This is a genomic window from Paenibacillus gyeongsangnamensis, assembly GCF_027533625.1.
Taxonomy (GTDB): domain Bacteria; phylum Bacillota; class Bacilli; order Paenibacillales; family NBRC-103111; genus Paenibacillus_G; species Paenibacillus_G gyeongsangnamensis.
This window is the reverse complement of sequence record NZ_JAQAGZ010000023.1, coordinates 78,984-91,831: the sequence shown is the minus strand read 5'-3', so window position 1 is coordinate 91,831 and position 12,848 is coordinate 78,984. Positions and strand designations below refer to the sequence as shown.

Here is a 12,848-nt window from a genome sequence, read left to right as displayed (position 1 = left end):
CTGCTAGGTGGGGCCTATTTGACGTTCACGAGATTTTTATAGGAAAATTGTGGTGTGAATCACTGATTGTCCAGGGGAAATACGTTATACTGGAGGCAACAAGTCAATGCAGGAGGCATAGAGAATGAATCGCAGAACTATTTTAACGGCATGCATCACATTTGTAATAGGCATAATGGCGGGAGTGCTTGTGATGCTAAATGACAACGCGTATGGAGCTATTAATCAAGCACTGAATGGAAGTACCAGCAATGCGGTAGGGAAAGCTACATCGAATTTGAACGGCCCCGGCAACGTACTTGAAATTAGAAATCTTCCTTGGGCGTATACCCAAGAGGACCTCGCAAATGCGGTTAGCGAGTTACACGTCGAAGTCTTGACTGCACGGATCGCTGTGGACCGTGAGACTGGACGTTCGCTCGGATATGGTTTTGTAGAGGTGCCTCTCGAAAAGGTACAAAACGTGATCAAAGCTCTTAATGGCGCCGATTTGGGCGGTCGAAGCATAATAGTCAAAGTGGCCACTCCTAGGGAGAGGCAGCGAAAATAAAGAATCGATTGAAGTAAAGAGATGCCGCCTTCGCAATGATGCTATAGCGAGGGCGGCATCGACACGTTGTAGCTGGGTCATACGCCTGGAAAACCGAATCGGTTGAGCGCGAGCAAGAGCGAAAACCAACCGAAACGATCGTGACCAAGCATCCTCCTAACCACTTCGCAGAGCTTGTCCGCAGCGCGCGCAATAACTCGTGTCGGCTGGAGACTGCGTACCGCAGGCATCGCATATTAACTGCCGCAAAGCTTCGATTCCCTCGTTTTCCGCAGACAGGTTCGTCTCTACTGACGGATTCAGTATGCTTAAGGCGCGGCGTTCCTCCATAACACCGTTTCGAATTAACCAGCCGAGCAGTAGTAAGCCGATGCTTCCAACGATGATCATCGCTACAACTTTCCAGACTCCCTCCCATATTTGAAAATTCCAAAGAGTATGAAGAACCACAGCCGATAAAAGCAGCCCCGCCGACCGGAACGGCGTACGCCACCACACCCGATTTCGCGCCAGTCCGTCAGCCCGACCTTCCATTGCGTACCAAAGCCCCGCTGCCGTGATCGCCGTCCAAGTCCCGTGTCCGAAGGGGGACAGCAGCGACCGTACCCATAATACGGCAAGCATCCCCCATGCCGAATCCGGATTGAGATGCGTCCACCCGTATATTACGCTTTCCAGTGCGGAGAAACCCATCCCGGCAGCAGCGCCGAATACTAACGCGTCCATCAGGAAGCGGGTTCTCTTCGCTCTGACAAGACCGACGCATATGAGCAACTTCAACGTTTCTTCAATTACGGCTGTCGTGAGAGGTACCTTGATGCTTGTAAAAGCAAGCTCGCTCACCCCTCCGTCAAACAGCCATGTTCGTTCGAGCAACCATGCGAGCGGTACGGCCACAATAGCCGAAGAAACAAATACAATCACAAGATAAGCCGGACGAAATACCAGCAACTGAGAGCTTCGCACATACGAAACAAAGGTAACGGGTCCAACCAAGCCGCCCGTCAGCAAGGAGGCAATCACCCATATTTGATCTTTGTGCCAGATAGCCAGCAAGGTAAACGCCAAGAAAAGTCCGCCCAGCCGAAAAAGCAGATCGATCCAACTATCGTATCGCGCGTGTTTCGCTTTGCTCCATTTCCCTGCGGCAGACGAACTCAGCTCCGTTTCCGTAAGGAGAGCGGTTACAGCGGCAGTACGCGACAAATCCGGCCTTCGAATGCGCAGAACTTCAAGAAAGTGCTGCCGAACCGGGACATAGTGCTGCAAAATGTAATGGAATTCATCTTTTCCCATCACCAGGAGCTCACTGTCTTCCAAAGCAGTTAAGGAGTCGGTATGAGGAACGCCAGCCAATAATGCAATTTCGCCGAAATAATCTCCTGCTCCCAGCACCCCCGTTCTTTTATCTCCGGCATGCTTTTCAAAACGTCCCTTGCTGATCATAAAAAAACGGTCGGCCGACTCACCTTCTCTGACGATTGTCTCTCCGCGCTGAACCCGTCGTCTTACGGTAATCTCTGCCAAACCGCGAAGCTCGGAGTCCGGGATGGCCGACCAAATCGATGCTTTGCGGAGCAGTCCATGCTTGATGCGAATTTCAGCCGAGTACGATAAGCTCTCATGAAAATAAGGACTTGCCTCGGCCAATCGCTGAAAAGAGGCACGATCCAAACGTAAAGCATCAACATCCCCTAATGCCTTCACGCCGGCAGTGCGTTTTTCCTGCTGGAGAAGAGCGATCTCCCCAATCAATGAACCCGGACCAAGCTCAGCAAGCACTACTTGTTTGCCTATCAAAGTTTTGGATAATACTTGAACCTGCCCGTTTAAAATAAAATAACACTCATTCCCGGCCGCCCCCTCGACAATCAATTGATCGCCAGCCTTGTAACAAACTTTTTCCATCGTCGACGCTACAACTTCCAGATCGCTGTCCGACACACCGTGCAGAAGGGAATGATTTCGTAAAAAAACAATAATTTCAGCGTACATGACGAACCTCTCCAAATCTTTGAAGGACTCCGATAAGGAGTTTTTCTTTTATTATCTCATATCCTGTAAAATTGTGCTCGTTCATCGTCACCGTCTCGACCGGCAGCTTCGACAAGTCTTCTTCGTGCTTGCCGGTCGATTTTCGCCGCTCATACGTCACCTTCTCCATCGGCGGATCCTGCCCCGGCGAGGTCGCACACATTTCGGCTTCGTTGAACAGGTTTAGTTCCAACTGATCGGGATGCGTCTTCTCGCTGGAAGCGCCGAAACGTTTATGCTACGCCAAACGGAACTGTTCTTCGTACCACTAAAGCTTGGCCGATAGTTCAGCGATTTGTTGTTCTTGTTTTGCGTTTTGCTGTTGGAGTTGTTCCAGGGTGAGAGAATCCGCTCGATTTGTCATACCTGATGAATTCGCCGGGCTTAATAATCCGCAACGCGAGCCATCCATTCCTCGCGGCATTGTTCTTTTTTGGTCATAAGGCAAACCTCCTGATTTCTTGGGTTACCTTCATCTTCTCATGAATTTCGCGGACGTTGAAGGTGTGCAGAGTTTGACGCTTACATTTTGACGGGTACGGATAGGCATGAGCCTGTCACTCCCTCTTCAGGACTCACACATAATAGTTGACGCACATGCTGGGCGTACGGCAACAAGCCGGCATCTGCTAAGAGATGCCGGCTTGTTTAGCTTCGTTCCTGCAGCCGGGCAATGCAAGAGAGCATATCCGGCGGCAGCGGAGCCTCCAGCTCCAACCACGCCTTCGTGCCGGGATGCGTGAAGCCCAGCGTGCAGGCGTGAAGCGCCTGCCTTGCAATGAGCGCATCCTCCGGCTCCTCGGGCGGGCTGTACAGCTTATCGCCCAGCAGCGGATGGCCGAGATGCTTCATATGGACGCGGATTTGATGCGTCCTTCCGGTTTCGAGGCGCAGCCGTACGAGGGTAGCACCCGGAAACCGGCGCTCCACGCGGTAATGCGTCGTCGCGGGGTACCCGTCCGGGGTGACGATGCGCAGGTGCGGCTCGAGCGGGTCGCGGTCGATCGGCCCCTCGATCGTGCCGGCGTCCGCTTGGACGACGCCGTGGACCAGAGCGACGTAATCCTTTTTCACTTCATGGGCCTGCATTTGCTCTGAGATTTGTTGGTGCACGTACGGATTTTTCGCGATTGCGAGCGTCCCCGACGTTTCCTGGTCCAGCCGGTGCACCGGACGGAAGCGGAAGCTCTCGCCCTTCTCCCGCCAATAATGCACGACGCCGTTGGCAATGGTATTCAGGTAATGCCCGTGCGTCGGATGCACCACCAGACCGGCCGGCTTGTTGAGCACCAGGAGCTCGTCATCCTCGTACAGAATATCAAGCTCCATCGGCTGCGGCAAAATGTCGTCCGACGCTTCCGTCTCCATTCGAACCGCCACCCGGTCACCCGGCTTCACTTTGATGTCGATATATTTCCGTTCTCCGTTCACCGTGATCCCCTGCTCCGTCAGCTTCAGTCTCGAGAGCAGCTTGCGGGATACGCCCATCCTCTTCTGCAAAATCGTCCGCAGCACGAAGCCGTCTTCCTCCGGAGGCACGATATATTCGAGCGGCTTATAATAAGTACTCATGATTTGCGGCGGAATACCTCGGCGCTTCGCACATATTCGACGTCGTGGACGCCGGCTCGGTGGTTCGCCGTCCGGGCCACCGTAAAGAACAGGTCGGACAGCCGGTTCAAGTAGCTGCGCACTTCTTCGTTGATCGGCTGCGTACGGGCCAGCGTCACGACGCGGCGTTCGGCACGCCGGCATACCGTGCGGCACACATGGAGCGCGGAGGAAGCCTGGCTGCCTCCCGGGAGGATGAACCGCTTGATGTCGGGCGTTTCCGCATCGTATTTATCGATCCACGCTTCGAGCCGGTCCACCATCTCCGCCGTAACCTTGTAAGGCCGCAGCTCTTGCTTGAGCAGCGCAAGATCGGAGCCGCAATCGAAGATCTCGTGCTGGATTTCCAGCAGATCGGCCATCAAATCCGCATCCCTCTCGGGATCCAGGAAGCCCATCGCCTGTCCTACGAAGCAGTTCAGCTCGTCGGTCGTGCCGTAAGCCTCCACCCGCGCATCATCCTTGTCCACCCGGCCTCCGATGACGCCGGTCTGACCGGCATCACCGGTTCTTGTATAGATTCGCATTCCTTTCCCTCCTCCGTTTATTTCGTTAGTCCTATCATCTCATACAACCGCTTATGATCCAAGTGGCCTCTTACATGGTCCGCCAGCCGGTCGAAGGCCGCTTCCCGGCGCTCCGAGAATCGCAGCCCGGCCGTCAGCGGCTGCCAGCCCTTAGCTTCCCGGATCCGGTTCAGCCACGCCCGCCGGAAATCATCATTATGCAGAATGCCGTGCACATAAGTACCCCAGAGACGCCCGTCCTCACTAATGACGCCTTCATCCGTCGTCTCTTCCCCGGTGCCTGTACGCCGGATGGCAAAAGGATGCCGCACCGGCTCCAGAAACCTGGTCCGGCCCATATGAATTTCGTAGCCGGTAATCGGCTGTCCTAGCGCTCCGGCAGCATTTGCGCTCGCCGTGCCTTCCACCCCGATCGTGCGCTTCTCCTCAGCAAACACGGTTTCCGTCGGGAACAACCCCAGCCCCTCCAGCTCCAGCCAGTCTGACTCGACAAGATCCGGATCCAGCAGCCGGGTGCCCATCATCTGGTATCCGGCGCATATGCCTGCGAGCCAGCCTCCCCGTCCGGCGTGGTCCTGCAAGGATCGGTCCAGCCCTACGGTACGAAGGAACAGCAAATCGTCAACCGTGTTTTTGCTGCCCGGCAGGATGACGGCATCGGGCAGGCCGAAATCGTCCGCCTTATCAACAAAACGCAGCCGCACATCCGGCTCATGAAACAACGGATCGATATCTGTAAAGTTGGATATCCGCGGGAGTCGGATCACGGCGATATCGAGCCTCTGCGCCGTATCGCCTTCGGGCTCAAACGCCTGAGCCGAGCGAGCTTCCGTCAGCTTCCGCTCCAGCGAAGCGGAATCCTCGTCCTCCAGCTCCAGGTCGGGCAAGTATGGAATGACGCCCAGCACCGGCTTGCCCGTACGTGCCTCGAGCCAATCCAAACCCGGCTGCAGCAGGGAAACGTCTCCGCGGAACTTGTTGATGATGAAGCCGCTGACCCGCTCCCGCTCCTCCGGCGACAAAATCTCCAGTGTCCCCACCAAGGAGGCGAATACCCCTCCCCGGTCGATATCGGCTACCAGAATGACGGGCGCATCGGCCCAACCGGCCATCCGCATGTTGACGATATCTCGGTCCTTCAAGTTCACCTCCGCCGGACTGCCCGCGCCTTCCAGCACGATCACATCGTGCTCCGCGCGCAAACGGTTCAGCGCTTCCTTTACCACCGCCTCCGCTTCCGGCAAATACCGCTCGCGGTAAGTGCGGGCGTCCAGGTCTCGGTAAGGCTTGCCGTGCACCACGACCTGCGATACCATGTCCTTCTTCGGCTTCAGCAGAATAGGATTCATGTCCGTCGTCGCGGGAACGCGGCAGGCGTCCGCCTGCATGCCCTGGGCGCGTCCGATCTCCTTGCCGTCCGGCGTCACGTAGGAATTGAGCGACATGTTCTGCGACTTGAACGGAGCTACACGGTAGCCGTCCTGCAGAAGCATGCGGCACAACCCGGCGGTGAGCAGGCTCTTGCCGACGTCGGAGCCTGTGCCCTGCAGCATAACGGTTCTAGCAGGCCTTAGTTTTTGCTCCGGCACCTCATCTTGCACCGCTGAATCGCTTTTCGCTTCCAGGGTCATTGACCCGGATGGACGAGTCCGAAGCTCACCTATCGCTTCCGACATTGCCCGCAGCATCTGCTCGTTGGTTTCCCTCAGCTTCACCGCCACCCGGACATAAACGTCCGTCAGCCCCGGAAACCGCGACGCATCGCGAATCAGCACGCCTCTTCGGCCCATAGCCTCCTGCAGCTTCTGCGCCGTCACATCCAGCGCCTCGAGCGACACAAGCACGAAGTTCACGTCACTGTCGTACACCTTCAATCCCAGCTCCCGCAGCCTCCCGCACAGCCATTCCCGCTCCGCCGGAAGCCAGGACTTGGTCTCCTCGGCAAACGCCTCTTCTCGCAGTACCGCCGAACCGATCCACTGGGCGAGAGCATTGACGCTCCAAGGCACCTGCAGCCGCCTCATTCGGGCGATCCGCTCCGGATGCGCCACGGCATATCCGAGCCGAAGTCCCGGAATCGAATAAAACTTCGTCATTGAACGGATTACGATCAACTGTTTGTTCTCAGCCGCCGCACTCGCCAGCGTCAGCTCCTCCTCCAGAGGAGAGAAATCGAGGAACGCCTCGTCCACGATCACCGGCTTGCGCGCCGCCCTCAGCATCTCGATCACGTCCCGGCTCAGCAGACGTCCTGTCGGATTGTTCGGATGGCCGACCATCAGCAGGTCGCAGCTCCGCATTGCCAGCGCCGCAGCCTCGGCTGTGAGCTGAAAGCCCGTTGCCTCCGTCAATGGGAGGTCGAGTACACGCCCGCCCGTTTTTTCTACCGCTTCCTCATATTCTGCAAAAGAAGGCCGAGCCAGCCCCGTCACCTTCGGCTCCAGGATCCGCACGGCCAGGTCGATCAGCTCTGCCGCGCCGTTGCCGACCAGCACGCATTCCGGCGGAACTCCATGCTTCGCCGCCAGCTGTTGCGTCAGCTCCCGCACCGCTGGGTCGGGATAATTCGCCACATCGCGCCAGCTGTCCCGCAGTATGCGGCCGACTACATCCGGCGGACCGAGCGGATTCATATTAGAGCTATAATCCAGAAACCGTTCCGGCGTTCCGCCGAACGCTTCCGCCGCCGTCCGCAAATCGCCGCCATGGCCATAGCGCTCCAGCATGTTCATCCACCTCCCAGCATGGGCTGCGCCAGTACGAGCGCCAGCAGCAGCACCGTTTCGATTAATTCATTGAGCGCCCCGTAGGTATCGCCCGTCAGACCGCCAAGCTTGCGGCTCAAATACAAGCTTCCGGCCGCGCCCGTCACAAGCGCGCCGCCGGCGAGCATCCCAAGCATCATCCAGCCCTGCCCTATAACAGCCAGGACGGCCGTGGATAGCAGCAGCGCCAGAGCGGTTACGGCTGCGAGATGCTTCCTTCCGACGCCTCGGAAGTAGCCTCCAAGCCCGCCGCTCCCTTCGGCGCGAGCATAGGGCCAGCATGCGATGGCAATCACCATATACCAGCGGCTCCATAAGGGGATCAGGATCATGGGTAGCGCACTAGGTCCCAGATGCCCGTCACCCTGCAGCAGCTCGCTGAGCAGGGACCATTTTAGAAGAAGCAGCAGTACGCAGGCCATTACGCCCATCGCCCCAACGCGGCTGTCCTTCATGATCTCCAGCATCCGTTCGCGGGAACGGTGGCTCAGCACGCCGTCGGCCGTATCCATCCAGCCGTCCAGATGCAGCGCGCCGGTCAAGCCTACCCAGAGCGTCAGCAGAAGTGCGGCGGCAGGAAGTGTAGGCAGTCCCATCCGGAGAAGCCAGCCTGCCAAGGCGAGCAGCAGACCGAGCACCAGCCCGGCCAGTGGATAAAAAACGACGCTTCGCCGGAACAGCGCATCGGTATAGTTCAGCCTCACCGGAACGGGGAGACGCGTCAAAAATTGAAAAGCCGCCAAGGCGGCGGCTGTCCATTCGCCTATGGCCAATCGAAAAGCACGCATAACAGCAATCCCCCCGCTATCCAGTAGCTCACTCCGTACATCATCCGGATCGTCCGCCGGATATCCTCCCGCTCGCGCTCGCGCAAGGGCCAACCCATCCGCGCCCGTTCGCTGATTCTTCCGTGGTATACGTTCACGCCCCCGAGCTCAATCCCAAGCGCTCCCGCTACCGCCGACTCGGGGATGCCGCTGTTCGGGCTCGGATGAAGCCGGGCGAAGCGACGGATTGATCGCGCCGCAGGGACAGCCTTCGCTCCGGGCGTCAAGGCGGCGGTCAGCACCAGCAGCGCGCCGGTCAGCCGCGCCGGAAGCCAATTCAACACATCGTCGAAGCGGGCCGAGGCCCATCCGAAATCGATATATTTGTCGTTCTTGTAGCCGACCATCGAATCGAGCGTATTCGCCGCACGGTACAGCATCGCCAGAGGCGCAGCCCCGAGCAACGCATAGCATAGGGGTGAAACGACGGCGTCGACGATATTTTCCGCAACCGTCTCAACCGTGGCCCTCGTAATTTCCGCTTCATCCAGCTTCGTAGTGTCCCGCCCGACGATATAGCCGACATATTTTCGAGCATCCTCCAAATGTCCTTCGGCCAGCGGACGGTAGACGAGCATCGCGGCTTCCTTCAGCCCTTTCACCGCCACCGTGGACGAGATGAACCATATGTTTACGGCGTAACCGAGCCAAGGATGCAAGGCTTGAGCGACCCATAGGACAGCAGCCATTGCGCCAAAAGCGACAACCAGCGTCGCCGCTGTCAAGCCTACGCCCCTCAGCTTAGTACGGGCCTCTGTCCGCGGACCGCCGGGTGCCGGAAGCAATCGCTTCTCAAGCAGCGTAATCCAGCGTCCGATCAAAACGACGGGATGAGGCAGCCGCTTCCACGCCGGATCGCCGATAAGCCAATCCAGCACCAAGGCTGCCAGCGTCATCGCCACGGTTTCTTGCAAGCTATAAAACAACAAATGACTTCCTCCGTTACGACTGAATCCGACTTGAAAAAGGTAACATTGTACTGCTTGGCTGCTTCGTCTATGTATCTCAAGTTCACTATCGCGCTCGTACAGCTGGAAAGTTGAGATATAGTGAACTCAAACTCACTACTAGCGAACTTGGGTTCATTACCGCGCACGAAATGGCTAACTTGCGGCGTTTAGTGAACTCAAACTCACTACTAGCGAACTCAGGTTCACTAACGCACACGAAATGGCTAACTTGCACCGTTTAGTGAACCTGGGGGCGCTTCTAGTGAACTCCGGGGTTACTCTATGTCATCTCAAGTTCACTATCGCGCTCGCCCAGCTGGAAAGTTGAGATATAGTGAACTCAAACTCACTACTAGCGAACCTGGGTTCACTAACACATACGAAATGACCCAACTGCAGCGTTTAGTGAACCTGGGGGTGAACTCCGGGGTTACTTTATGTCATCTTTAGTTCACTATCGCGCTTGCCCAGCTGGAAAGTTAGATATAGTGAACTCAAACTCACTACTAGCGAACCTGGGTTCACTAACGCACGTGAAAATGGCCCAACTGCAGCGTTTAGTGAACCTGAGGGCGCTTCTAGTGAACATCAGGGTTACTTTATGTCATCTCAAGTTCACTATCGCGCTCATACATCTGGAATGTTAGGATGTAGTGAACTCAAACTCACTACTAACGAACCTGGGTTCACTAACATACACGAAATGGCCCAACTGCAGCGTTTAGTGAACCTGGGAGCGCTTCTAATGAACACCAGGTTTACTCTATGTCAGTTTTACGACCCCGGGTTCATGATCCATGTGAATTCTCATGCCATCCCGAAATTTATAGTGTAAAAGACCTGCTCTTCAGCTCAATAGGGATACCCGAGGCGACCAAAAACACTTGGTCCGCGCATCGGGCAAGCCGCTGATTCATCCGGCCGGACAAATCCCGGAACTGGCGGCCCAGCTTGTACTCGGGGACTAGCCCATAGCCGACCTCGTTGGTAACCAGTACCAACGGTCCGGAATAAGCGTTCACGGCGGCTGCGAGCTCCTCGATCTTGTCTTCCACCCGCCGCTCCGCTTCCGGATCTTGTTCCCAGCTCAGCAGCCAGTTGGTCAGCCAGAGCGTCAAGCAATCGACGAGCACCACCGGCCTCTTGCGGACCGTACCCTGTCCGTCCTGCATTCGCAGCTGCACCTTCTCATTCACTTGCTCCTGCTCCTGTACCGGCTCTTGTTCCTGGCCCAGAGCTCGCAACTGCTCCGATCGCTGCCCTCCTTGATCCCCCGGCCGCTCCCGAAGCGAGGCATGCTCCGCCTCCAACTGCAGCAGCGTCTCGGCCAGAGCCAGCGGCTCCTCCACCGTGCGCCACAGGAAGCCTGCCGCTTCCCGCTCCCGGCGGTGCAGCCCGATGCGCCGTTCCATCTCTTCGTCGTACGCCTGGCAGGTGGCGATGTAGATGCCTTCCGCGGCCAGCTTGGCGGCGTACGCTTCGGCGAAGCTGCTTTTGCCGCTGCGGGCTCCTCCGGTAACCAGTGCCTTCACATTCGTTCCCCCCGTCCCGGGACGACAACCTTACGCCCCGGCGCCTTCCTTCTTCTCTTCCGATTTCGATACGCCCGCATCCGCAAAGGTAGCCATCTCCTTCATGATGCGCACCGAAGCCTCGACCAGCGAGAAAGCGAGCACGGCCCCCGTGCCTTCGCCGAGCCGCATATCCATCCGCAGCATCGGTACCAGCCCGATCTCGTTAAGCAGCCGCTCATGCCCCTGCTCCTGCGACAGATGCGAAGCAATGATGTACGATGCGGCCTCCGGAGCGAGCCGGGTCGCTACGAGGGCTGCTGCCGATGAAATAAAGCCGTCGATCACGACCGGACACCGGCACCGCGCCGCGCCGAGGATGACGCCTACAAGACCTGCGATCTCAAGGCCTCCGACCTTCGTCAGCACATCCATCGGGTCGGCCGGATCCGGCCGGTTGATCTCGATCGAGCGGCGGATCACCGCCTGCTTGTGCGCCAGACGCGCATCGTCGATGCCCGTCCCGCGGCCTGCGGCGCTGGCCACATCGGCACCCCCCAGCACAGCCAGCAAAGCCGAGCTGGCCGTGGTGTTGCCGATGCCCATCTCGCCGGTGGCGAACAAGCGGTAGCCTGCGGCTGCGAGCTCCTCCACCGTCTCGATCCCGACCCTTACCGCGGCTTCCGCCTCGCGGCGCGACATCGCGGGGCCCTTCGCCATATTGGCCGTGCCCCGGCGTATTTTGCGCGAGCGCAGGTCCGGGTGGCTCAGCTCGGCGTTGACGCCGATATCGACGCACACCACGTCCGCTCCCGCTTGTCTTGCCAGCACGTTGACCGCTGCGCCGCCGTGCAGGAAATTCATCACCATCTGCGGCGTCACCTCCGCCGGGAAAGCGCTGATCCCTTCCTCGCATACGCCGTGGTCTCCGGCCATTACGATGACGGCCTTACGGCCGAGCTCGGGCAGCGCCTCGCCGTGAATACCTGCAAGCTGTTTGGCCACGTGCTCCAGCCGTCCGAGACTCCCCGGCGGCTTCGTCAGTTGATCCAAATGCCGGGCGGCCGCTTCCACCGCCGCCGAATCTAGCGGCCGGATACCTGCGATCACCTGCTCCAATGCTTCCTGTCCGTTCGCTTTATTCTGATCCATCACTATACCCAGCCCTTCCAAGTAATATCTGCGGCACCCGCTTATCAGGGTGCGTCAGCACATGCGGCCGCGTGCCGTAGACCCGCTCCAGCAGGTCCGGCCGAATCACCTCATCCGGCGTGCCCATCCCGGCAATGTGCCCTTCATGCAGCAGCAGCAGTCTGCCGCAAAACTGCGACGCCAAATTCAAGTCATGCAGCACCGACACGACGGTCAAACCGCATTCCTGCTGCCAGCTGCGGATCCATTCCATCATTTCGAGCTGGTAGCCGATATCGAGGAACGTCGTCGGTTCATCGAGCAGCAGCAGCATCGGCTCCTGCGCCATCACCTTGCCCAGCGCTACCCGCTGCCGTTCCCCGCCGCTCAGACGATCCAGCGTGCGGTCCGCCAGCTGCCTCAGCTTGAGCCAATCGAGGATGCGCTCTACCAGCGCGCTCCGGTCCTCCGGCTCATCCCCGAACCAGTTCTGGTACGGATAGCGTCCCATCTCGATCGTCTCGCGCACCGTGAAGCCGATCGGAGGCAGCGCATCCTGCTGAAGCACGGCCACCCACCGGGCGATCGCCTTCCGCGAATAGCTGCCGGCCGGCCGGCCCTTGAGCAGCACGCGCCCCGCATCCGGCTGCAGGACACCGGAGATCATGTGCAGCAGCGTCGATTTTCCCGTGCCGTTAGGCCCCAGAATGCCGACCCATTCCCCCGCTTCCACCTCGAAGCTAAGCTCCTCCAGCACAGGCCGGCCTCCGAATGCTTTCCTCAAACGCTCCGCCTGCACTACCGCCAAGGCCGCCGCCTCCTTTCACCTTGAACATCTTTAGCACTGCAGTTATGTAAACAGCACATAATCGATAAGCAATAATTTCCTGCCGTTCCACCCACCAGCATGCCATATAGCTCGCTTAAAAAGCAGCTTCTTCT

At 58.1% G+C, this 12,848-nt stretch carries 10 protein-coding genes and 1 pseudogene; 1 reads left to right on the top strand and 10 read right to left on the bottom strand.

Annotated features, from left to right (window positions below):
* The first annotated feature begins 124 nt into the window (after positions 1–124).
* Positions 125–550, top strand: coding sequence for an RNA recognition motif domain-containing protein (locus O9H85_RS29190; RefSeq protein ID WP_269884922.1), 426 nt, complete (start codon positions 125–127; stop codon positions 548–550).
* Positions 551–706: 156 nt separating this feature from the next.
* Here O9H85_RS29190 and O9H85_RS29185 read toward each other — a convergent pair whose 3' ends face one another.
* The 10 genes and pseudogenes from O9H85_RS29185 to O9H85_RS29135 form a co-directional block, all read right to left on the bottom strand.
* A complete protein-coding gene (locus O9H85_RS29185; protein ID WP_269884921.1) occupies positions 707–2,545 on the bottom strand; it encodes a cyclic nucleotide-binding domain-containing protein in 1,839 nt (612 codons plus the stop codon).
* An 85-nt stretch (positions 2,546–2,630) separates the two neighbouring features.
* Positions 2,631–2,948, bottom strand: a pseudogene (locus tag O9H85_RS38225) (transposase domain-containing protein); the annotation flags it as partial.
* Positions 2,949–3,232: 284 nt separating this feature from the next.
* Positions 3,233–4,156, bottom strand: coding sequence for an RluA family pseudouridine synthase (locus O9H85_RS29175; protein WP_269884920.1), 924 nt, complete (start codon positions 4,154–4,156; stop codon positions 3,233–3,235).
* Positions 4,153–4,722 (bottom strand): cob(I)yrinic acid a,c-diamide adenosyltransferase, encoded by a 570-nt coding sequence (locus O9H85_RS29170; RefSeq protein WP_269884919.1) that lies wholly within the window; start codon positions 4,720–4,722, stop codon positions 4,153–4,155. The genes O9H85_RS29175 and O9H85_RS29170 overlap by 4 nt, the downstream gene beginning before the upstream one ends.
* Positions 4,723–4,739: 17 nt before the next feature.
* Positions 4,740–7,448, bottom strand: coding sequence for a cobyric acid synthase (locus O9H85_RS37565; RefSeq protein WP_333474279.1), 2,709 nt, complete (start codon positions 7,446–7,448; stop codon positions 4,740–4,742).
* A gap of 2 nt (positions 7,449–7,450) precedes the next feature.
* The gene (cobS, locus tag O9H85_RS29155; protein WP_269884918.1) at positions 7,451–8,275 is read right to left on the bottom strand and encodes an adenosylcobinamide-GDP ribazoletransferase; all 825 of its coding nucleotides are present in this window, start codon (positions 8,273–8,275) and stop codon (positions 7,451–7,453) included.
* Positions 8,251–9,243 carry an adenosylcobinamide-phosphate synthase CbiB gene (gene cbiB / locus O9H85_RS29150; protein ID WP_269884917.1) on the bottom strand — a complete coding sequence of 331 codons (993 nt, stop codon included), beginning with the start codon at positions 9,241–9,243 and terminating at the stop codon, positions 8,251–8,253. Before cbiB ends, cobS begins: the two co-directional genes overlap by 25 nt.
* Before the next feature lie 845 nt (positions 9,244–10,088).
* Entirely contained in the window at positions 10,089–10,796 is a 708-nt protein-coding gene (locus O9H85_RS29145) for a bifunctional adenosylcobinamide kinase/adenosylcobinamide-phosphate guanylyltransferase (RefSeq protein WP_269884916.1), read from the bottom strand.
* Between the two features lie 30 nt (positions 10,797–10,826).
* Positions 10,827–11,927: a nicotinate-nucleotide--dimethylbenzimidazole phosphoribosyltransferase gene (cobT, locus tag O9H85_RS29140; protein WP_269884975.1), complete on the bottom strand. Its 1,101-nt coding sequence runs from the start codon at positions 11,925–11,927 to the stop codon at positions 10,827–10,829.
* Positions 11,914–12,714, bottom strand: coding sequence for an ABC transporter ATP-binding protein (locus O9H85_RS29135; protein ID WP_269884915.1), 801 nt, complete (start codon positions 12,712–12,714; stop codon positions 11,914–11,916). Before O9H85_RS29135 ends, cobT begins: the two co-directional genes overlap by 14 nt.
* Positions 12,715–12,848: the final 134 nt, after the last annotated feature.